The sequence below is a fragment of the Variovorax sp. OK605 genome (assembly GCF_900115445.1).
Lineage (GTDB): Bacteria > Pseudomonadota > Gammaproteobacteria > Burkholderiales > Burkholderiaceae_C > Variovorax.
In genome coordinates, this window is the sequence record NZ_FOWL01000005.1 from 161,681 (window position 1) to 181,719 (window position 20,039).

At 70.1% G+C, this 20,039-nt stretch carries 20 protein-coding genes; 17 read left to right on the forward strand and 3 right to left on the reverse strand.

Features of this window, described 5'->3' with window-relative positions:
* The first annotated feature begins 36 nt into the window (after positions 1-36).
* The 6 genes from BM013_RS15040 to zigA all read left to right on the forward strand — a co-directional run bounded on the left by BM013_RS15040 (position 37) and on the right by zigA (position 8,095).
* On the forward strand, positions 37-1,542 hold the full coding sequence (locus BM013_RS15040; RefSeq protein ID WP_093128355.1) for a TolC family protein: 1,506 nt from the start codon (positions 37-39) through the stop codon (positions 1,540-1,542).
* A complete protein-coding gene (locus BM013_RS15045) occupies positions 1,539-2,366 on the forward strand; it encodes an efflux RND transporter periplasmic adaptor subunit (RefSeq protein ID WP_093128356.1) in 828 nt (275 codons plus the stop codon). The genes BM013_RS15040 and BM013_RS15045 overlap by 4 nt, the downstream gene beginning before the upstream one ends.
* Positions 2,363-3,739, forward strand: coding sequence for an efflux RND transporter periplasmic adaptor subunit (locus BM013_RS15050; RefSeq protein WP_256221513.1), 1,377 nt, complete (start codon positions 2,363-2,365; stop codon positions 3,737-3,739). Before BM013_RS15045 ends, BM013_RS15050 begins: the two co-directional genes overlap by 4 nt.
* A 16-nt stretch (positions 3,740-3,755) precedes the next feature.
* Positions 3,756-5,909: a site-2 protease family protein gene (locus BM013_RS15055; protein ID WP_371280128.1), complete on the forward strand. Its 2,154-nt coding sequence runs from the start codon at positions 3,756-3,758 to the stop codon at positions 5,907-5,909.
* A 124-nt stretch (positions 5,910-6,033) separates the two neighbouring features.
* The gene (locus tag BM013_RS15060; protein WP_093128357.1) at positions 6,034-6,747 is read left to right on the forward strand and encodes a DUF899 family protein; all 714 of its coding nucleotides are present in this window, start codon (positions 6,034-6,036) and stop codon (positions 6,745-6,747) included.
* A gap of 154 nt (positions 6,748-6,901) precedes the next feature.
* Positions 6,902-8,095 (forward strand): zinc metallochaperone GTPase ZigA, encoded by a 1,194-nt coding sequence (gene zigA, locus BM013_RS15065; RefSeq protein ID WP_093128359.1) that lies wholly within the window; start codon positions 6,902-6,904, stop codon positions 8,093-8,095.
* A 33-nt stretch (positions 8,096-8,128) separates the two neighbouring features.
* Here zigA and BM013_RS15070 read toward each other — a convergent pair whose 3' ends face one another.
* The gene (locus tag BM013_RS15070) at positions 8,129-8,605 is read right to left on the reverse strand and encodes a Fur family transcriptional regulator (protein WP_093128719.1); all 477 of its coding nucleotides are present in this window, start codon (positions 8,603-8,605) and stop codon (positions 8,129-8,131) included.
* Positions 8,606-8,727: 122 nt separating this feature from the next.
* Here BM013_RS15070 and BM013_RS15075 point away from each other — a divergent pair, with 122 nt between their 5' ends.
* From BM013_RS15075 to BM013_RS15095, 5 genes are all read left to right on the forward strand, one after another.
* Positions 8,728-9,741, forward strand: coding sequence for an AraC family transcriptional regulator (locus tag BM013_RS15075; RefSeq protein ID WP_093128360.1), 1,014 nt, complete (start codon positions 8,728-8,730; stop codon positions 9,739-9,741).
* Positions 9,742-9,840: 99 nt separating this feature from the next.
* Positions 9,841-10,821, forward strand: a complete 981-nt coding sequence (locus tag BM013_RS15080) for a tryptophan 2,3-dioxygenase (protein ID WP_093128361.1) — start codon at positions 9,841-9,843, stop codon at positions 10,819-10,821.
* Positions 10,822-10,847: 26 nt separating this feature from the next.
* Entirely contained in the window at positions 10,848-12,038 is a 1,191-nt protein-coding gene (locus BM013_RS15085) for an amino acid aminotransferase (RefSeq protein WP_093128363.1), read from the forward strand.
* Positions 12,035-13,228, forward strand: coding sequence for an FAD-dependent oxidoreductase (locus BM013_RS15090; RefSeq protein ID WP_093128364.1), 1,194 nt, complete (start codon positions 12,035-12,037; stop codon positions 13,226-13,228). Before BM013_RS15085 ends, BM013_RS15090 begins: the two co-directional genes overlap by 4 nt.
* Before the next feature lie 74 nt (positions 13,229-13,302).
* Complete coding sequence (locus BM013_RS15095) at positions 13,303-14,313, forward strand: Bug family tripartite tricarboxylate transporter substrate binding protein (RefSeq protein WP_093128365.1); 1,011 nt, start codon at positions 13,303-13,305, stop codon at positions 14,311-14,313.
* Between the two features lie 6 nt (positions 14,314-14,319).
* On the opposite strand, the gene BM013_RS15100 is transcribed toward BM013_RS15095, so the two are convergent.
* Entirely contained in the window at positions 14,320-14,628 is a 309-nt protein-coding gene (locus BM013_RS15100) for a hypothetical protein (protein WP_093128367.1), read from the reverse strand.
* A gap of 186 nt (positions 14,629-14,814) precedes the next feature.
* Here BM013_RS15100 and BM013_RS15105 point away from each other — a divergent pair, with 186 nt between their 5' ends.
* The 6 genes from BM013_RS15105 to BM013_RS15130 all read left to right on the forward strand — a co-directional run bounded on the left by BM013_RS15105 (position 14,815) and on the right by BM013_RS15130 (position 19,623).
* Positions 14,815-15,486, forward strand: coding sequence for an alpha/beta hydrolase (locus BM013_RS15105; RefSeq protein WP_093128368.1), 672 nt, complete (start codon positions 14,815-14,817; stop codon positions 15,484-15,486).
* Positions 15,487-15,526: 40 nt separating this feature from the next.
* Positions 15,527-15,844, forward strand: coding sequence for a putative quinol monooxygenase (locus BM013_RS15110; RefSeq protein WP_093128369.1), 318 nt, complete (start codon positions 15,527-15,529; stop codon positions 15,842-15,844).
* Between the two features lie 165 nt (positions 15,845-16,009).
* Positions 16,010-17,569 (forward strand): glutamate--cysteine ligase, encoded by a 1,560-nt coding sequence (gshA, locus tag BM013_RS15115; protein WP_093128370.1) that lies wholly within the window; start codon positions 16,010-16,012, stop codon positions 17,567-17,569.
* Between the two features lie 167 nt (positions 17,570-17,736).
* Positions 17,737-18,120: a response regulator gene (locus tag BM013_RS15120; RefSeq protein ID WP_093128372.1), complete on the forward strand. Its 384-nt coding sequence runs from the start codon at positions 17,737-17,739 to the stop codon at positions 18,118-18,120.
* Between the two features lie 231 nt (positions 18,121-18,351).
* On the forward strand, positions 18,352-19,284 hold the full coding sequence (locus BM013_RS15125; protein WP_093128374.1) for an SDR family NAD(P)-dependent oxidoreductase: 933 nt from the start codon (positions 18,352-18,354) through the stop codon (positions 19,282-19,284).
* A 126-nt stretch (positions 19,285-19,410) separates the two neighbouring features.
* Positions 19,411-19,623 carry a hypothetical protein gene (locus tag BM013_RS15130; RefSeq protein WP_093128375.1) on the forward strand — a complete coding sequence of 71 codons (213 nt, stop codon included), beginning with the start codon at positions 19,411-19,413 and terminating at the stop codon, positions 19,621-19,623.
* Here BM013_RS15130 and BM013_RS15135 read toward each other — a convergent pair.
* Positions 19,610-19,969 carry an HPF/RaiA family ribosome-associated protein gene (locus tag BM013_RS15135; protein WP_093128377.1) on the reverse strand — a complete coding sequence of 120 codons (360 nt, stop codon included), beginning with the start codon at positions 19,967-19,969 and terminating at the stop codon, positions 19,610-19,612. The genes BM013_RS15130 and BM013_RS15135 overlap by 14 nt on opposite strands.
* Between the last annotated feature and the right edge of the window lie 70 nt (positions 19,970-20,039).

The following is a 20,039-nucleotide window of genomic DNA, read 5'->3' on the forward strand; positions in this document are numbered from 1 at the left end:
CGCGACCACCCCATTCAACCAGAGACTTTCCCCACCATGACCAAACTCGAAGCACCCCGGGCACTCACCGTGCTGGCCGCCGCGGCGGTTCTGCTGCTCGGCGGCTGCGCGATGCAGCCGCGCCCCATCGAGATGGGCGAGCGCCGCGCCGCCATCGCCACCGAGCGCACCGCCATCACCGCCAACCAGGAAGCCCTGAGCGGCCCGGTGACGCTGGACGAGGCCATGGCCCGCGCGCTGAAATACAACCTCGACTACCGCCTGAAGCGCATGGAAGAGGTGCTGGCGCAGCGCCAGCTCGACCTGAGCCAGAACGACCTGCTGCCCCAGCTCACCGTGGCCGCCGGCTACGCCGGTCGCAACAACGAGAACGGCTCGTCGTCGCGCAGCCTGTCCACCGGCGCCCAGTCGCTGGTGCCCTCGACCTCGACCGACCGCGACCGCGTGACCGGCGACCTCGGCCTGACCTGGAACGTGCTCGACTTCGGCGTGAGCTACTTCCAGTCGCAGCAGCAGGCCGACCGCGTGCTGGTGGCGCAGGAGCGCCGCCGCAAGACGGTGCACCAGGTCATGCAGCAGGTGCGCCAGGCCTACTGGCAGGCCGCGGGCGCCGAGAAGCTCGGCAGCAAGATCGACGTGGTGGTCGCCGACGCGCGCCGCGCGCTGGACGACTCCCGCAAGATCGAGCAAGAGAAACTCATGGCCCCGCTGGAAGTGCTGAACTACCAGCGCCAGCTGCTGGACGTGATCCGCCAGCTCGAGGCCATCAACGACGAGCTGTCGCAGGCCAAGCCGCAGCTGGCGTCGCTGATGAACCTGGAGCCCGGCACGCGCTTCACCATCGCGCTGCCCACCGCACTGGCCGCGCCCACCTTCAGGATGCCGGTGGACAAGATGGAAGAAACCGCGCTGATGCTGCGCCCCGAGCTGATGGAAGCGCGCTACAACGAACGCATCAGCGTGCTCGAAACCAAGAAGGCCATCACGCGGCTGCTGCCGGGCCTGGAGTTCGGCATCGGCCAGCACTACGACAGCAACAGCTTCCTGGTGAACAGCAACTGGCGCGACGCCGGCCTGCGCGTGAGCTTCAACCTGTTCAACCTGATCAACGCACAGTCGATCCGCGCCAATGCACAGGCGCAGGAAGAGCTGGCCAGGCAGCAGCACCTGGCCGTGTCGATGGCCGTGCTCACGCAGACCCACGTGGCGCTGCGCGACTACACCGGGCGCCTGCGCCAGTACGAACTGAGCAAGGACATGGACGACGTCGACCAGAAGTTCCTCGGCCACGTGCGCAACGCCACGCGCGCCAGCGCCACCGGCAAGCTGCAGGAAGTGCGCGCCGCCGCCAGCGCGCTCACCTCCGAGCTGCGCCTGTACCAGAGCTACGGCGCGATGCAGAACGCCTACGGCCAGATGCTGAGCACGCTGGGCCTGGACCCGCTGCCCGCGAGCATCGACAGCCATGACCTGTCGGCGCTGCGCAGCGCCGTCGGCACCATGGAAGCGCGCTGGGCCGACGAAGTGAGCAAGACGCAATGACGCTGGCTCGCCGATTCCTGGGCACGGCCCTGCTGGCCGCCTGCGCGGGCATGGTGCAGGCCGCGCCGCCCGCCACGCCGGCGAACGCACCCGCGCCTGCCGCCATGAAGGCGCCTGCAGATGCGCCGGGCGCTTCCGACAACCGCATCCGCACCCAGTTCGCGCCGCGCAACGAGGTGGTCATCTCCAGCGAGCTGGCCGCGAAGATCTCCAGCCTGCCGCTGCGCGAAGGCGACGCCTTCCGCGCCGGCCAGACGCTGGTGGCCTTCGACTGCTCGCTGTTCCAGGCGCAGCTGGGCAAGGCCCGCGCCACGCTCGACACCGCAAAGCAGACGCTGGTGGTGCAGAAGCGCCTGGCCGAGCTCAACTCGACCGGTGCGCTGGAACTCCAGCAGGCCCAGGGCCGGGTGAACGAGGGCACGGCGGAGGTCGCGTACTCGCAGGCCACGGTCAACCGCTGCACCATCCACGCACCCTTCAACGGCCGCATCGCCAAGCGGCAGGCCGCGAACTACCAGTACGTCACGCCGGGCACGCCGCTGCTGGGCCTGATCGACACCAGCGAGCTGGAGCTCCAGCTGATCGTGCCGTCGCAATGGCTCTCGCGGTTGAAGGTCGGCAGCAAGTTCCAGGTGCAGGTCGACGAGCTGGGCACGCAGGTCAGCGCGCGCATCGCGCGGCTCGGTGCGCGCATCGACCCGGTCAGCCAGACCATCGGCGTCACCGGCGTGGTCGACGGCAATGCCGCGGGCCTGCTGCCCGGCATGGGCGGCTGGGCCACGTTCGCGCCTGCCTCCACCCCCGCACCGACCCCGGCACGTTGAGCACTTCGCCCGAACAACCCGGCGGCACAGTGAGCGAGCCGGTCGCCCAGCTCCTGGGACTGGTGCAGCTCGCGCGTCGCGCGCGCGACGCGGCCAGCCCGCAGGCGCTGGCCTTCGTCATGGTCAACGAGAGCCTGCAGGTGCTGCGCTACCGGCAGGCGGCGTTCTGGCGCGTGGACACCGCGGTGGCCGGCATCAGCCGCGTGGCGGCGGTGTCGGGCCTGCCCGAGCCGAACCCGAACGCGCCCTACATCCACTGGCTGGCGCGGCTCTTTCGCGCGGCCATCGGCAGGCCGGGGAGCGACGCCATCGCGGCGCTGTCGCCGGCCGACGTGCCCGAGCTGGCCGCCGAATGGGGCGAGTGGCTGCCCGCCCACGTGCTGTGGGTGCCACTGAAGCGCGGCGACGCGGCGCCCACCGGCTACCTGCTGTTCGCGGCCGACAGCGCCTGGACGCCGCACGACATGGCGCTGGCCGCCGAGATCGGCGGCAGCTATGCCCACGCGTTGGCCGCCTTCGCGCCGCGCCCCACGGCGCTGCACCGGCTGCGCGACACCCTGCGGCGCAACCGCCGCCGCCGCTGGGTGTGGCTGCTGCCCGTGCTGGTGGCCTGCTTTCCGGTGCAGAAGAGCGTGCTGGCCCCGGCCGAAGTCATTCCCAAGGACCCGTTCCTGGTGCGCGCCCCGCAGGACGGCGTGGTCGACCGCGTGCTGGTGCAGCCCAACCAGGCGGTGAGCGCGGGCACGCCGCTGTTCAACCTCGACCAGGCCGCGCTGCAGGCGCGCCAGGCCGTGGCCAGCAAGGCCTACGACACGGCGCAGGAAGAGTTCCGCCAGTCGGCGCAGATGGCCGTGACCGACGACAAGGGCAAGCTCGACATGTCGCTGCGCCGTGGCGCGCTGCAAGAAAAGAAGGTCGAGCTCGGCTACCTCAACGAGCTGATGGGCCGCGTGCAGGTGCGCGCCGACCGCGGCGGCATCGCCGTGATTTCCGACGTCAACGAATGGCAGGGCAAGACCGTGCAGCTCGGCGAGCGCGTGCTCACGCTGGCCGACCCCGCCAAGGTGGAGCTGTCGATCTGGCTGCCCGTGGGCGAGCGCTTCGACGCCGAGCCCGGCGCGGCCGTGAGCCTGTACCCCAACGCCAGCCCGCTGTCGAGCTACGACGCCGTGGTGACCCAGGTGGCCTACAGCGCCGAGCCCACGCGCGACGGGCAGATCGCCTACCGCCTGAAGGCCGACTTCAAGCCCGGCGAGACGCTGCCGCGCATCGGCCTCATGGGCACCGCCAAGCTGCACGGCAGCCGCGTGCCGCTGCTCTACTACGCGCTGCGCCGCCCGCTGACCACGCTGCGGCAGTGGCTGGGCATCTAGGCCGAGGACGCACCCCTTGCACCCCGCGGACATGGTTGCAGGCAACGGCATGGCGCCGCCGCCCCTGAGCACGCTGCCGGCGCTGCGCCAGGAGCTGGCCATTCACCCTGGCCCGACGGACGCCGACGGCGTGCCGAGCTGGACGCTGCACGACCCGATCGACAACCGCTTCTTCCAGATCGGCTGGCCGGCCTTCGAGATCCTGTCGCGCTGGTCGATGCGCGAGGCCGCCCAGGTGCTGGCCGCCGTCCGGCACGACACCACGCTGGAGGTGTCGCAGGCCGACATCGAGGCGGTGTTCGCCTTCTTGCGCCACCACCACCTGCTGGTGGCGCGCAGCGCCGAGGACAACACGCGCCTGGCCCACTACGCCAACGCCACCCGCATGGGCCACGCGATGTGGCTGCTCAAGCACTACCTGTTCTTTCGCATTCCGCTGGTGCGGCCCATGCCCTTCCTGCGCGCCATGCTGCCGCGCATCGGCTGGGTGTTCACGCCGCAGTTCTGGTGGGCCGTGCTGGGCGTGGGCGCGCTGGGGCTGTACCTGGTGGCGCAGCAGTGGGACAGCTTCATGCACCAGTTCTCCGGCTACAGCAGCTGGCAGGGCGTGGTGGCCATCGGCCTGGCGCTGAGCGTGGCCAAGGTGGCGCACGAGCTCGGCCACGCCTTCACCGCCTACCGCTACGGCTGCCGCGTGCCCAACATGGGCGTGGCCTTCATGGTGATGGTGCCCATGCTCTACACCGACACCAACGAGGCGTGGAAGCTGCCGTCGCGCCGCGCGCGGCTGTTCATCAGCTCGGCCGGCATGGCCGCGGAGCTGGCGCTGGCGGCTGTGGCCACGCTGCTGTGGAACTTCCTGCCCGACGGGCCGGTGCGCGCCGGCGTGTTCCTGCTGGCCACCAGCACCTGGCTGGTCACGCTCGCCATCAACCTGAGCCCGTTCATGCGCTTCGACGGCTACTTCCTGATGTGCGACTGGCTGGAAGTGCCCAACCTGCACGAGCGCGCTTTCGCACTCGGCCGCTGGCGGCTGCGCGAATGGCTCTTCGGCTGGGGCGAGCCGCCGCCGGAAACCTTCGCGCCGCGGCGCCAGCGCGGGCTGGTGGCCTTCGCCTATGCGGTGTGGGTCTACCGGCTGGTGCTGTTCCTGGGCATCGCTTTCCTGGTCTACAGCCTGTTCTTCAAGGCGCTGGGCATCCTGCTGCTGGCGGTGGAGCTGGGCTGGTTCATTGCCCGGCCGGTGCAGAAGGAAGTGGCCGTGTGGTGGTCGCAGCGTGCCCGCATGCGGCTGAACCGGCAGGCGGTGCGCAGCGCCGGGCTGGCGCTGGTGGCGCTGCTGGTGGTGCTGGTGCCGTGGCCGCGCGGTGTCGAGGCGCCGGCCGTGCTGGGCGCGCAGCAGGCCCAGTGGCTGTATGCGCCGGCGCCGGCGCAGGTGCAGGGCATGCAGGTGGCGGTGCACCGGAAGGTGAAGGCCGACGAGGTGCTGCTGACGCTCGATTCGTCCGACCTGCGGCGCCAGCTGGGCCTGGCGCAGGCGCGCGAGCAGCAGCTGCGCTGGCAGCTGGAGCAGCAGCCTTTTTCCGAGCGGCTGCAGCAGAGCGGCGCGGGACTCCTGCAACGCCTGGAAGGCGCCCGGGAAGAAGTGGCGGGCCTGCTGGCGCTCAACCAGCAGCTGCAGCTGCGCGCGAGCTTCGACGGCGTGGTGGTCAGCCTGAACAGCGCCCTGCAGCCCGGCGTGTGGGTGGCGCGCGGCGAACGGCTGGTGCAGGTGGCCGCGCCCGAGGGCGTGAAGGTCGATGCGTACGTGGAAGAGGCGTTCCTGCCGCGCATCGAGGCCGGCGCGCCCGCGCGCTTCATCGCCGACGAACCCGGCGTGCCGCGCGTGGACTGCCGCGTGCAGAGCGTCGACCGCATCGCCTTGCCCAGCGTGGAGCACCTGGCCCTGACCAGCCCGTACGGCGGGCCCATTCCCGCCAAGCTGGACGGCAACGGCGTGGCCCAGCCGCACGACGCGCGCTTTCGCGTGCGGCTGCACGAGTGCACCGGCATGCCGGGCACCGGGCGGGAGCGCACCGGCAGCGCCGTCATCGGCAATTCGCACCAGAGTTTTGCCGGGCAGTGGCTGCGTCAGCTGGCCGCGGTGCTGCACCGCGAGGGCGGGTTGTAGGGCAGGGCGCCGGCGTAGGACAAATGCGCCGCGTGCAGGCGAATTGCGCGGACTGGCGAAGGGCCCGCCCAAGGATCAAGATGGCGGCAGGTTCAATGTTGTGCCCTCCAGGAGGTGACCCGCCATGCCGTCCCACGCCGAATTCACCGGCCCTGCGTCTGCCAGCCAGCTCGCCAGGTCCAGCCCCGTGCGCTTTCCAGGCGAAAGCGCCGCTTACCGCAAGGCGCGCACCGAGTTGCTGGCCGAGGAAATCGACCTGCGCCGGCGCATCGAGCACGTGGCCGAAATGCGCCGCGCGCTGCCGCCCGGCGGGCCCGTGCCGGAGGACTATCTGTTCCAGGGCGCCGACGGACCGGTGAAGTTCTCCGCGCTCTTCGGCAAGCACCACACCCTCATCACCTACAACTGGATGTTCGGCACCCGGCGCGAGCGGCCGTGCCCCATGTGCACCTCGCTGCTGAGCGCCTACGACGGCGAGATGCCCGACATCCTGCAGCGCGTGGCGTTCGCGGTCATCGCCACCTCGCCGATCGAGCGCATGACGGCCTTTGCCAGCGAGCGCGGCTGGCGCCACCTGCCGCTGTACTCGTCGGCCGGCACCGACTTCAACCGGGACTACGCCGGCGAGACGGACGACAGCGGCGACAACGCGGCCTTCAACGTGTTCCGCCGCGACGGCGACACCCTGCGCCATTTCTGGGCCGCCGAGATGGGCGCCGGCACCGCGGACGCCGGCCAGGACCCGCGCGGCGCGCCCGACCCGATGCCGATCTGGAACCTGCTCGACATGACGCCGGAAGGGCGCGGCAAGGACTGGTACCCGAAGCTGGGCTACTAGCGCGGCCCGTCGGTACGACCGCAGCGCGACCCCAGCGATCATCGGCGCGCACGGTGAGCCACCGGCCGACCTGCGTTCGGGGTCATCTTCAAATGCAACAAAGTTGCATTGGTTCCTATAATGCAATCCTGTTGCAATATATGGAGCCCGCCCCATGCCCGACCGCCTTCCCGTCACCGTGCTCTCCGGCTTTCTGGGCGCCGGCAAGACCACGCTGCTGAACCACATCCTCCACAACCGCGAGGGACGCCGCGTGGCGGTCATCGTGAACGACATGAGCGAGGTCAACATCGACGCCGCGCTGGTGCGCGACGGCGGCGCCAAGCTCTCGCGCACCGAAGAGAAGCTGGTGGAAATGAGCAACGGCTGCATCTGCTGCACCCTGCGCGAAGACCTGCTGCTGGAGGTGAGGCGGCTCGCCAAGGAGGGGCGCTTCGACCAGCTGGTGATCGAGTCCACCGGCATCTCGGAGCCGCTGCCCGTGGCCGAGACCTTCACCTTTGCCGGCGAGGACGGCAAGAGCCTGGGCGACGTGGCGCGGCTGGACACCATGGTGACGGTGGTCGACGCCTTCAACTTCCTGCGCGACTACGGCTCTGCCGACAGCCTGGGCCAGCGCGGCCAGTCGCTGGGCGACGAGGACACGCGCACGGTGGTCGACCTGCTGATCGAGCAGATCGAGTTCTGCGACGTGCTGGTGCTGAACAAGACCGACCTGGTGAGCGCCGAGGAGCGCGAGCGGCTCATGGCCATGCTGCGCAGCCTGAACCCGCGCGCGCGCATCGAGCTGTCGGAGTTCGGCCGCGTGCCGCTCGAGCGGGTGCTCGACACCGGCCTGTTCGACTTCGACCAGGCCGAGCAGGCGCCCGGCTGGCTGGCCGAGCTGCGCGGCGAGCATGTGCCCGAGAGCGAGGCCTATGGCATCCGCAGCTTCGTGTACCGCTCGCGCCTGCCGTTCCACCCGATGCGCTTCTGGAAGCTGGTGCAAAGCGAATGGGAGGGCGTGGTGCGCTCCAAGGGCTTCTTCTGGCTCGCGAGCCGCGCCACGCGGGCCGGCTCGTGGTCGCAGGCCGGCGGCGCATGCCGCTACGGCGCGGCGGGTTTCTGGTGGGCGGCGGTGCCGCGCGAGCACTGGCCCAGCGACGCCGACGCGCTGGAGCTGATCCGCAAGAACTGGGACCCGGCCACCGGCGACGCGCGGCAGGAGTTGGTGCTGATCGGCATCGGCATGGACGAGGACGCGCTGCGCGCCCGGCTCGACGCCTGCCTGCTCACCGAGGACGAGATGCGCTTCGGCGCCTCGTGGTGGCAGAACTTTCCGGACCCGTTTCCTTCGTGGAACGCCTGAGGGTCGGCTGGCGAGGGGCTGGCGAGAGGCTGGTTAGCGGGCGCAGTCGCCGCAGGTGCCGTGCAGGGTGAGGGCGGTGTGGCGGGTGTCGATGCCCTGCTTGCGCAGCGCCCGGCCCAGCCGGCCCATGACCTTGGGCAGTTCCGGGTCCGAGGGCAGCGCCAGCACCTTGTGGCACTGGTCGCATTCGAAGGTGTTGCCCGACGCGGCTTCCACGTGCCGCGAGAAGCGGTTGACCCGGTCGGGGCCCACCCGGCGGTCGCACAGGCCGGCCTCGACCAGCCGGTCGAGCACGCGATACACCGTGACCCGGTCGGGCGCCTCGCCGGTGGCGGTGGTGTAGGCCGCGGCCACTTCCTCGTGCGTCAGCGGCTGCGAGGTGTGCTCCAGCAGCCCGAGCACGGTCTGCGCGGCGCGGGTGACGCGCAGGCCGGCGTCGCGCAGCAGCGCTTCGCTGTCGAACGCGGCGGCGGCAAGGGGGGGCTTCGGGCGAGAGGGCGTGGTCTTCATGCGAAACGCCATTGTGTTGCATCCGGCGCTGCCATGGTGGCGCGGCGGCGAATCGCCCGGTTGCCATGCCAGATAATCGGCCGCTTCGAGACAGACCCAGCCCACCGGGCGGCAACCACAGCATGGACACAGGGCGCGGCGGCGACGTACTCAGCCATGTGCTTGCAACGTACAAGTCCGAACGGGCGGTGACCGCGCGTTTCTCGCTCTCGGCCCCGTGGGCGCTGCATTCGAGCGGGGTGGACGGCCCGCTGATCCGCATGTGCACCGGCGCCCCCTACTGGATCGCGGTGGACGGCGCCGAGCCGGTGCAGGTGGCGCCGCACGACATCGCCATGCTGCCGCAGGGCGTGGCGCACACCGTGTCTTCGGCGCCGGGGCTCGAGCCGCTGCCGTTTCGCGCGCTGATCGAGGCGCACTCGGTCGGCCGCCACGGCGACCACCCGATCGTGTTCGCGCACGGCGGCGGCGGGGCGGCCACCGAGCTGTTCTCGCTGCACCTGTGGATGCCGGCGCAGGGGCTGGGCTCGATCATCGCGAGCCTGCCCGCGCTCATCGTGCTGCGGCAGGCGCAGATCCCGACCACCGCCTCGCTCGCGCAGGCCATGCAGTCGCTGGTGAACGAGACCGTGGCCCAGCGCCCGGGCTGGCAGCTGTCGGCGGCGCGCATGGCCGACCTGCTGCTGGTGCACATCCTGTGCGAGCACCTGTATGCGCAGCCGCAGGTGCCGGCCGACCTGCATGCCGATCAGGCCGATCAGGCGGGCCAAGTCGGCCAGGTCGGCCAGGTCGGCAGGTTGCGCGGCCTCGACGACGAAAGCATCGCCCGCGCCATGTCGCTGATGCACGAGCGGCCCGGGCAGCCGTGGTCGGTGGCCACGCTGGCGCAGGCCAGCTACCTGTCGCGCACCGTCTTCAGCGAGCGTTTCCGCGCGCTGGTGGGCGTGACGCCCATGCACTACCTGGGCTCCTACCGCATGACGCTGGCGGCCGAGAAGCTCAAGAACCGGCAACTGAGCCTGCACCAGGTGGCCGAGTCGGTCGGCTATGCGTCCGAAAAGGCGTTCTCGCGCGCCTTCCAGCGCTGGACCGGGCTCACGCCCAGCGCCTACGCGCGGCGGCACGGCGCGGGTTGAGACCATCGCGCACCGGTCGGCGCTCCTTGCGGACGAACGGTGACCAAATCCGGCGTGCCGGAGGTTGAGGCGGAGGCACGCGAACCGAACAATCGGCGCATGGCCAACCCAAGCACACCGCGCGCACCACGCACGCCACGCACGCCACGCACATCCCGCAAGCGCGTCATCCCCGAAGTCCGCAACCCCGCGCTCGAGCTGTCGCTGGTCAGGCCCATCGCCAGCGGCGACAACCAGCAGCGCGCCGCCACCGTGCAGAGCACCGACGGCGAGCCGCTGGTGGCCTTCGAGGGCGCGAGCAACCCCTACCTGGAGCACCAGCGCAACGACCTGCTGCTGAGCCTGCAGCACATGCGCAGCGAAGGCCACGACGAGATGGTCTTCATGTGCATCACGCACTGCAAGGAGCTGACCTTCAAGGCCACGCACTGCGAGCTGGCCAACATGCAGGCGCGCATCCGCGCCGACGACGTGGCCGGCGCGCTGCAGCTGGCGCCGCGCGTGCGGGCGCTGCTCGAGTACCTGGGCAAGACCTGGGACGTGCTCTCGACCATCACGCCGCACGAGTTCAACCAGTTCCGCAACACGCTGGGCATTGCGTCGGGCCAGCAGTCGTACATGTACCGGCACGTGGAATTCATCCTGGGCAACAAGTCGGTGCCGCTGGCGCGCGCGCATGCCAACAACCCCGACGTGTGGCCCCAGATGGAGCGCGCGCTGAACTCGCCCAGCCTGTACGACGACGTGCTGGCGCTGCTGCATCGCCGCGACATCGCCGTGCCGGCCGAGGCGCTGGCGCGCGACTGGTCTGCGCCCTATGCGCCGAACCCCGGCGTGGAGGCGGCGTGGCTGTGGGTCTACGGCGACCCGGCGCCCGAGAACGAGCTGTACCGGCTCGGCGAGGCGCTGATGGACATCGCCGACGTGTTCTCGCAGTACCGCTGGCGGCATTTCGTGTCGGTCGAACGCATCCTGGGCTTCAAGCCCGGCACCGGCGGCTCGGCCGGCGTGGGCTGGCTGCGCAGCGTGGTCGACCACCGCTTCTTTCCCGAGCTGTGGTCCGTGCGGACGCAGCTGTGAGCCGTTCTTCCACTTCTGGAGCTTGCGTGTTCGATCAGCTGCCGGCGTACGCCGACGACCCCATCCTCGGCCTGTTCGAGGTCTACAAGGCCGACCCGCGCGACCACAAGGTCAACCTGGGCATCGGCATCTACTGCGACGAAGCGGGCCGCGTGCCGGTGCTCGATTCGGTACGCGCCGCGCGTGCCGAGGGCGTGGGTGTGCAAGGCCCCAGCGTCTACCTGCCGACCGAGGGCGGCGAGGCCTATCGCCATGCGGTGCGCGAGCTGGTGTTCGGCCCTGCGGTCGAAGACGTGGTCGTGGTGCAGACCGTCGCCGGCACCGGCGCGCTGAAAGTCGGCGCCGATTTCCTCAAGGGCGTGCAGCCCGATGCCGCCGTATGGATGCCCGACCCGACCTGGGCCAACCACGCGGCGATCTTCGGCGGCGCGGGCCTGCGGGTGGAAAGCTATCCCTATTACGACAACGCCACGGGCGGCTTCGACCTCGACGGCGCCGTGGCCGTGCTGCGCACGTTGCCGGCCGGCAGCGTCGTGCTGCTGCACCCATGCTGCCACAACCCGACCGGCGCCGACCCGTCGCAGGCCGAATGGCGCGCGCTGCTCGACGTGATCGGCGAGCGAGGCCTGCTGCCGTTCTTCGACATGGCCTACCAGGGCTTTGCACACGGCGTGGACGAAGACGCCTGGGCCGTGCGCGAGTGCGTGCGGCGCGGCATCGCCTGCCTGGTGGCCAGCTCGTTCTCGAAGATCTTCTCGCTGTACGGCGAGCGCGTGGGCGCGCTGGGCGTGCATGCGCCGGCGGCCGACAAGGCGCGGCTGCTGGGCCAGCTGAAGCTCGCGATCCGCCGCAGCTACTCGTGCCCGCCGGCCCAGGGCGCGGCGCTGGTGGCGGCGGTGCTGTCGAACCCGGCGTGGAACGCGCAGTGGCGCGCCGAGCTGGACGGCATGCGCGGGCGCATGCGCGCGGTGCGGGCCAGCCTGCACCGCGGGCTGGCCGACGCGCTGCCGGGCCGGGACTTCGGCTTCCTCATGGCGCAGCACGGCATGTTCAGCTATTCGGGGCTGTCGGCGGCGCAGATCGATGCGCTGCGCATGCGCTTCGGCGTGTACGTGGTGTCGTCGGGGCGCATCTGCGTGGCGGGGCTCAACGCCTCGAACATCGGACATGTGTGCGCGGCGCTGGCCGACGTGTGCGCGAACGAGGGGGCGCCATGAAGGCCGCAGGCACGGTGCTGATCGTCGGCGCGGGCATCGCGGGCTGTTCCGCCGCCATCGCGCTGGCCGGCAAGGGCTTTCGCGTCACCCTGGTCGAGAAGCAGGCCGAATGGCGCTTCCAGAGCTCGGGCATCTTCATCTACGGCAACGGGCTCGAGGCGCTGCGCCGGGTCGGCGTGCTGCCGCGCATCCTGGAGGCGGGCTTTGCCATCGAGGACGGGCGCAACGTCTACCTCGACCACCACGGCGCGCCCATCGTCGACGTGTTCTATCCGCGCTCCAGCGGCGGCGCGGCGCCCATCGTGGGCATCAAGCGCGCGGAAATGCACCGCATCCTGGCCGCGCGGCTGGAGGCACTGGGCGTCGAGATCCGGCTGGCGACGACGGTGGCGGCGCTCGATGCGCCGGCCGGCGGCGCGCATGCGTCGGTGGTGTTCTCCGACGGCACCGGGCAGCGCTTCGACCTGGTGGTGGGCGCGGACGGCATCCGTTCGCAGCTGCGCGAGGCCGTCTGCGGGTCCGTGGTGCCGCGCCACACCGGCTTCGGCGTGTGGCGCAGCGTGCACGAGCGCCCGCGCACGCTCGACGCCAAGATCATGCTGATGGGCATCGGCAAGCGGCTGGGCATCATGCCGATCAGCGACGACCGGCTCTACATCTTCGGCACGGTCAGCGAGCCGGCCGACCGCTGGTACCCCAAGGAAACGTGGCCCGGGCAGATGCGCGAGCGCTTCGCCGAGTTCGGCGGGCCGGCGCGCCAGTTCCTGGACCAGCTCGGCGCGGATTCGGAGGTGCTCTACACCGCCGTCGAGGAAGTGCAGGCGCCGCTGCCCTGGCACGCGGGCCGCGTGCTGCTGATCGGCGACGCGGCGCATGCCTCGACGCCGTTCATGGGGCAGGGCGGCGCGATGGCGGTCGAAGACGCGGTGGTGCTGGCCGAGATGCTGGCGCACGGCGGCATTTCCGCGGCCACGCTGCGGGCCTTCGGCGAGCGCCGCTTCCCGATGTGCCGCTTCGTGCAGGACGCCTCGCGCAAGGTGGGCGAGGCCGGCGCGGTGGAAGACGCCGCCAGTTGCGCACGGCGCAACGCGGCGATGCGCGACGGTGCGCAGCAGCAGGTCGACGCCTTCTACCGCCAGCTGGACGCGCTCCATATCGCTCCATATGCCCGAACGCAGCTAAGCATCTGACAAATGGGTCGTTCGCTTGCGGGAGAAGGCGCGACAGAATCGCGCCCTTTGCCTCCTGCAATCGAAAGTTCACCATGCGCGTGCCCTCCCTGTCGAAGCTGCTGAAGCCGGTGCTTGTGCTGTGCGCCGGCGCCTCGTTCGCGCTGGCTGCGCAAACCCAGGCCCAGGCCCAAGCACAGCCCGCGGCGGCCTACCCCTCGAAAGCCGTGCACATCACGGTCGCCAACACGCCCGGCAGCTCGCCCGACGTGCTGGCGCGCTACCTGGGGCAGCGCCTGTCGGAGCAGTGGAAGCAGCCGGTGGTGGTCGACAACCGCGCCGGCGCGGCGGGCATCCTGGCGGCCGACGGGCTGGCCAAGGCGCAGCCCGACGGCTACTCGCTGCTGGTGGGCGCGGACGGGCCCATCACCATCCTGCCCAACATCCAGCCCGGCCTGCCCTACGACGCGCGGCGCGACCTGGTGCCGGTGGTGTCGCTCGGGCAAATCGACTTCGTGCTGGTCGCCAACCCGAAGACCGGCTTTCGCACCGTGGCCGACTTCGTGCGCGCCGCCAAGGCGCACCCGGGCCGCATCAATTACGCCTCGGCCGGCAACGGCAGCCCGCAGCAGCTCAGCATGGAACTGCTCAAGCAGAAGGCGGGCATCTACGTGACCCACATTCCCTACCGCGGCGGCCCGCTGGGCATGCAGGACGTGATTGCGGGGCAGGTCGACGTGATGTTCATCGCCGTGGGCCCCGCGCTGCAGCACATCCGCAGCGGCCGGCTGGTGGCGCTGGGCACCAGCGGCGAGAAGCGCCATGCGCTGCTGCCCGAGGTGCCGACCGTGGGCGATACCTATGCGGGGTACCGCTCGGGGACGTGGTTCGGCCTGTTCGCGCCGGCCCGCACGCCGCAGCCCGTGCTCGACGCCATCGCGGTCGACGCGGGGCGCATCGTGCAGGCGCCGGCCACGCGCAGCGAACTCGCGGCGCAGGGCATCGAGGCCACGGGCTACCCGCAGCGGCAGTTCCAGGCGCGGGTGTCGGCCGAGTACGAGCGCTATGCGCAGATCGTGAAGGCGGTCGGCATCAAGCCCGAATGACTGCGGTCATTTGACCGAGCGGCCCAGCGCCTTGGCGAAGGCCTGCACGTCGTCGTCGTGGCACACCTCGGCGGCCAGCGGCGCATGGCCCTGCGCCACGGCCGCCAGCGCCATCGCCTTCTTCGGGCACAGGCCCAGGCAACTGCACTGCACCACGCGCAGGCGCACCGGCAGGTGCGAGAGGTCGTGCTTCAGGTCCTTGCGGACCTGCCGGGCCCGCAGCCTGGTGGGGCCGTCCTTGCGTTCTTCGCAGTCGCCGCAGACCAGCACCACGCCGGCCAGCTTGGTGTCGACAAGGGGAGGGGAATGGCTCACGCGGGGTTTCCTTGATTCCTTGGTTCGTCGGGGTATTTGTCGGGGTAGCCGCAGGGGTGTTCTCAGCCCATGTTGGGCATGGCGCAACCATGTGCAAGTCAGCCAACCGGCCGTTTCCTTGCCTCTGGCAGGCCCCGAATGCGCTAAGGTCTGGCCATCCGCGTTCCTGAATACCTTTGCCCGACCATGTCCCTTGCCGCCAACGCCCCCATCGAGCTCGAAACCGCCCCGAACCCCACCGCCACGGTGATCGTCATGCACGGCCTGGGCGCCGACGGCAACGACTTCGTGCCGATCGCCAACGAGCTCGACCTGTCGTCCGTGGGCCCGGTGCGCTTCGTGTTCCCCAACGCGCCCGTGATCCCCGTGACCATCAACGGCGGCTACCAGATGCCCGCCTGGTACGACATTGCCGTGCCCGACCTGGCCGCGCAGGAAGACGAGGCCGGCCTGCGCCGTTCGCAGGCCACCATCGAGGCGCTGATCGCCAGCGAGAAGGCCCGTGGCATCGCCGCCGGCCGCATCGTGGTGGCCGGTTTCTCGCAAGGCTGCGCCATGGCGCTCATGACGGGGCTGCGCCACACCGAGCGCCTGGCCGGCATCGTCGGGCTGTCGGGCTACCTGCCCATTGCCGCCACCACGGCGGCCGAGCGGCATGCGGCCAACCACGAGACCCCGGTGTTCCTGGCCCATGGCCGGCAGGACCCGGTGGTGCCGCTGGCCGCGGCCCAGCGCTCGCGCGACGCGCTGGCCACGCTGGGGCATCCGGTGGAGTGGCACGAATACACGATGGCGCACTCGGTGTGCATGGAAGAAATCGCGGACCTCAACCGCTTCCTGCTGCGGGTGCTCGGCTGATTCGCCGCCGGGGCCGCTGGAAACTGAAGGAGACAAGAAAATGATTCTGGTCATCGGACACGCCCTGGCAAAGCCCGACACGCTGCAGGCGATGCTGGCCATCAGCGTGGAGCACGTGCTGCGTTCGCGCGCCGAGCCCGGCTGCATCTCGCACGAAGTCAGCACCGACGCGCAGCAGCCGCTGCGCCTGACCTTCGTGGAGCGATGGAGCGACATGGCCGCGCTGCAGCTGCACTTTCGCGTGGAAGCCTCTCGTGCGTTCGGCAAGGCGCTGGCGGCCATGGCCGACGGCATGCCGGAGATCCACGTCTACCAGTCGGAAGAGATCGACCTGTCGGCGGGCCGCGCCAAAGCCTGAATTTCGCAAGCGATTTGTAGCGCTCACGCGCATGCACTCTATGCAAGTAGCTATCAAAAAAATAGCACTGGACAGAATAGCGAAGGCCGGGATTCCCTGCGCAAGCAGTGCCCGCGCGCCCGTGCTACCTTCCAGCCCCTCAGAAGATTGATGGGTCATAACAATATGAGCAACAGATTGCAGGAGAGGTTGGGTGCACTTTCAGCCGCACGACTGAAAGCCATGCGCCGCGGCATCGAGAAGGAAAGCCTGCGCGCGCTGCCCGACGGCAAGCTCGCGCTGACGCCGCACCCGCTCGCCCTGGGCGCCGCGCTCACGCATCCGCACATCACGACCGACTTCAGCGAATCGCAGCTCGAACTCATCACGGGCGTGCACGCCAGCGTCGAATCGGCACTGGAAGAGCTCACGCAGGTGCACCAGTTCACCTACCGCGTGCTCGACGCGCTGGGCGACGAGCGCCTCTGGGTGTCGAGCATGCCCTGCGGCCTGCCGACCGACGAGACCATTCCGATCGGCCGCTATGGCTCGTCGAACGTGGGCCGCGCCAAGAGCGTGTACCGCATGGGCCTGAGCCACCGCTATGGCCGCCGCATGCAGACCATCTCGGGCATTCACTACAACTGGTCGTTGCCCGAGGTGTCGAGCGAGCAGTACTTCGCGCTGATCCGCAACTTCCGCCGCCACGCCTTCCTGCTGCTGTACCTGTTCGGCGCCTCGCCGGCGCTGTGTTCGAGCTTCGTGGCAAGCCGCCCGCACGAGCTGCAGCCGCTGGGCGACGGCAGCATGTTCATGCCGCACGGCACCTCGCTGCGCATGGGTCCCCTGGGCTACCAGAGCGAGGCGCAGGCCTCGCTGGCCGTGAGCTACAACAGCCTGGAAGGCTACGGCGCCTCGCTGCAGGACGCGCTCACGCGCCCGTGGCCGGCCTACGAGGCCATCGGCATCCGCAACCTCGGCGGCGACTACAACCAGCTGGCCACCAGCCTGCTGCAGATCGAGAACGAGTTCTACGGCACCATCCGCCCCAAGCGCGTGATCAACCCCGGCGAGCGCCCGCTGCATGCGCTGCGCGAGCGCGGCGTCGAGTACGTCGAGGTGCGCCTGATGGACCTCGACCCCTTCGAGCCCGTGGGCATCAACGCGCAGACCATGCGCTTCATCGACGTGTTCCTGCTGCATTGCCTGCTCAGCGACAGCGCCGACGACACGCCGCAGGAAATCGCCGAGCTGGCGCAGAACCAGCACCTCACGGCCGCGCGCGGCCGCGAGCCGGGGCTGCAGCTGCTGCGCGGCGGGCGCGAAGTGGCGCTGGCCGACTGGGGCACCGAGCTGGTCGAGCAGTGCCTGCCCATTGCCGTGGCGCTCGACGCCGCGCAGGGCAGCGGCACGCTGCACGCCGACGCGGTGCAGGCCGCCCTGGCCGCGCTGCGCAACCCCGACAGCCTGCCTTCGGCGCGCGTGCTCGCCGCCATCGAGCAGGAACACGGCAACTCCTTCGTCGGCTTCGTGCGCGAGCGTTCGGAGCAGACGCGCGCCGGGCTGCTCGCGCTGCCGTTCTCGCCCGCGCAGCAGGCCGAGTTCGAGCAGATGACGGCCGAGTCCATCCAGGAGCAGAAGCGCATCGAGGCGGCCGACACCATGCCCTTCGAGATCTACCGCGAGCAGTACGTGTCGCCCGCACGCCTGGGCATGGCGCGCGGCCGCATGGCTGTCGCTGCCTGAGGCGGCTCGCTTCCTGCCTGTTGGCGGCTTAGGACTTTCGTTCGGCCTTCGTGGCGCGCCGCCGGCCACGCGCTTTTGCGTGACGACAGGCGCGGGGGCCGATGGCCTACAGGCATTGACCCGCATCGCCCACCGCACGCCCGCGGTGCGGGGCGAGGATGGCAACCATGACATTCAAGGCCTACCTCGTCGAAGACAGTCCGGTGATCCGGGAGAACCTGGTGGGTTTCCTGGAGGACGTGGCTGACGCGCAGGTCGTGGCCTCGGCCAGCACCGAGGAAGAAGCCATCACCTGGCTGCGGCTGCATTCCAACGACTGGGACCTGACGATCGTCGACCTGTTCCTCAAGCGCGGCAACGGCCTGGGCGTGATCCACGCCTGCCGCAACCGCTCGCCGAAGCAGAAGGTGATCGTGCTGAGCAACTACGCCACGGCCGACATGCGCGAGCGTTCGCAGCAACTGGGTGCCGACGCGTTCTTCGACAAGTCGGCCGAGCTCGACCAGCTGGTGGCGTACTGCGAGCAGGTGCGCGCCGCCCACGGCCGATAGCTGGCGTACCGCGGCCATACCGCGGCCATACTGCGGCCGTACTGCGGCCACACCGCCGCCATACCGCCGCCGCATCGCTGCAGAGCCGCCGATGCACCGCGGCTGACGCGCCCGCGACTTGTCCCCCGCGCGGAGGACTGCGCACTGTCCCCTTTCTGGGTTAAAACGCCACGCTGCCGCCCCCGGCGGCACCGAAACAACGGCAACTCCCTAGGAAAGCGACAGAGAGACATGAGCAGCAACAGCAGCATCGACTTCAAGGGCCGCGTGGCCATCGTGACCGGCGCGGGCGGCGGCCTGGGCCGCCAGCATGCGCTGGCCCTGGCCGCGCGCGGCGCCAAGGTGGTGGTCAACGACCTGGGCGGGGCGCGCGACGGCTCCGGCTCCGGCGGCTCGGTGAGCGCCGCGCAGGCGGTGGTCGACGAGATCAAGGCGGCCGGCGGCGAGGCCATGGCCAACGGCGCCTCGGTGACCGACTTCGAGGCGGTGCAGGCCATGGTCAAGCAGGCGGTGGACACCTGGGGCCGCGTGGACATCCTGATCAACAACGCCGGCATCCTGCGCGACAAGAGCTTCGCCAAGATGGAACTGGCCGACTTCAAGCTGGTGGTCGACGTGCACCTGATGGGCGCCGTCAACTGCACCAAGGCGGTCTGGGCGCTCATGAACGAGCAGAAGTACGGCCGCATCGTGATGACCACGTCTTCGTCCGGCCTGTACGGCAACTTCGGCCAGAGCAACTACGGCGCGGCCAAGCTGGCGCTGGTGGGCCTCATGCAGACGCTGAGCCTGGAAGGCGCGAAGAACGACATCCGTGTGAACTGCCTGGCGCCCACCGCGGCCACCCGCATGACCGAAGGCCTGATGCCGCAGGAAGTGCTGGACGCGCTCAAGCCCGAGGCCGTGGTGCCCGCGATGCTGGTGCTGGCCGCGCAGGACGCGCCCAACCGCACCATCCTCTGCGCCGGTGCCGGCACCTTCGAGGCCGCGCACATCACGATGACGCAGGGCGCCTGGCTGGGCATCGGCCCCGATGCGCCCGAGCAGCTGGCGGCCCGACTGGCCGAGGTGACCTCGCGCGAAGGCGAGACGGTGCCGCAAAGCGGCGCGGCGCAGGGCACCAACGAGGTCGGCAAGGCCATGGCGAACGCCAAGCGCGGCTGACCCCGCGCGGCCTGCGTTCAGGGCGGCTCGACCTCGCTTGACCTCGAGTGCACTCGAGCATTTCCAATGAATCCACCGCAGGCCCGATCGGGGCTAGCGGGTCATTCAACCGAAGGAAATCGAGCCATGAACACGATCGTGTCGATGGCCGAGATGCGCGAATACACGGCGCTGTCGCTGGTCGACCGCAAGATCGGTTTCTACGATGAGTGGATGGCCAGCGGGCACCGGCCGCCGTTGATTCCGGTGGGGGTTCCCATCGACAGGCCCGAAGCACCCGTGCTCGAAGCGCCTAAGCGCAAGCGCGGCGCGCGGGCCTCGGGGGTTACTCGGCGATGAAGCTCGGGTCGGTGCGGATCGAGCCGCGGTCGCGGTGGTTGTGCAGGCGCCCCAGCGTGTTGTCGAGCAGGCGCTTGAGTTTTTCGGCGGCGCCGCGGAAGGCCTCGTCGAGGCTGCTGGCATGTTGCGTGACGGCCAGGGGCTGGTGGTGCGCGAGGCGTGCTTCCATCACGCAGCACTTGTCGCCGCTGCCGGTCTTGTCGTGGTTCTCGTCGCTCAGGTGCACCTCGACGCGTGTCACGTCCTCGACGAAACGGCTCAGGTGCTGCTTGATCTCGGTGTCGGCCCAACGCTCCAGCGCGTCCTTGTTGGTGATGCCGTTGCTCGTGTTGACCTGAATCTGCATGCAATGTCCCTGCTGGATGGATGAACGAAAGCCCACTGTGCGCCCACAAGGGTGCGGGTGCGCGTAGGTC

Bases quoted from the DNA above. Each gene is read 5' to 3' on its own strand.
- BM013_RS15040 (WP_093128355.1), top strand. From the start codon at position 37: ATGACCAAACTCGAAGCACCCCGGGCACTCACCGTGCTGGCCGCCGCG.
- BM013_RS15045 (WP_093128356.1), top strand. From the start codon at position 1,539: ATGACGCTGGCTCGCCGATTCCTGGGCACGGCCCTGCTGGCCGCCTGC.
- BM013_RS15060 (WP_093128357.1), top strand. From the start codon at position 6,034: ATGCCGTCCCACGCCGAATTCACCGGCCCTGCGTCTGCCAGCCAGCTC.
- zigA (WP_093128359.1), top strand. From the start codon at position 6,902: ATGCCCGACCGCCTTCCCGTCACCGTGCTCTCCGGCTTTCTGGGCGCC.
- BM013_RS15070 (WP_093128719.1), bottom strand. From the start codon at position 8,605: ATGAAGACCACGCCCTCTCGCCCGAAGCCCCCCCTTGCCGCCGCCGCG.
- BM013_RS15075 (WP_093128360.1), top strand. From the start codon at position 8,728: ATGGACACAGGGCGCGGCGGCGACGTACTCAGCCATGTGCTTGCAACG.
- BM013_RS15080 (WP_093128361.1), top strand. From the start codon at position 9,841: ATGGCCAACCCAAGCACACCGCGCGCACCACGCACGCCACGCACGCCA.
- BM013_RS15090 (WP_093128364.1), top strand. From the start codon at position 12,035: ATGAAGGCCGCAGGCACGGTGCTGATCGTCGGCGCGGGCATCGCGGGC.
- BM013_RS15095 (WP_093128365.1), top strand. From the start codon at position 13,303: ATGCGCGTGCCCTCCCTGTCGAAGCTGCTGAAGCCGGTGCTTGTGCTG.
- BM013_RS15105 (WP_093128368.1), top strand. From the start codon at position 14,815: ATGTCCCTTGCCGCCAACGCCCCCATCGAGCTCGAAACCGCCCCGAAC.
- BM013_RS15110 (WP_093128369.1), top strand. From the start codon at position 15,527: ATGATTCTGGTCATCGGACACGCCCTGGCAAAGCCCGACACGCTGCAG.
- gshA (WP_093128370.1), top strand. From the start codon at position 16,010: ATGAGCAACAGATTGCAGGAGAGGTTGGGTGCACTTTCAGCCGCACGA.
- BM013_RS15120 (WP_093128372.1), top strand. From the start codon at position 17,737: ATGACATTCAAGGCCTACCTCGTCGAAGACAGTCCGGTGATCCGGGAG.
- BM013_RS15125 (WP_093128374.1), top strand. From the start codon at position 18,352: ATGAGCAGCAACAGCAGCATCGACTTCAAGGGCCGCGTGGCCATCGTG.
- BM013_RS15130 (WP_093128375.1), top strand. From the start codon at position 19,411: ATGAACACGATCGTGTCGATGGCCGAGATGCGCGAATACACGGCGCTG.
- BM013_RS15135 (WP_093128377.1), bottom strand. From the start codon at position 19,969: ATGCAGATTCAGGTCAACACGAGCAACGGCATCACCAACAAGGACGCG.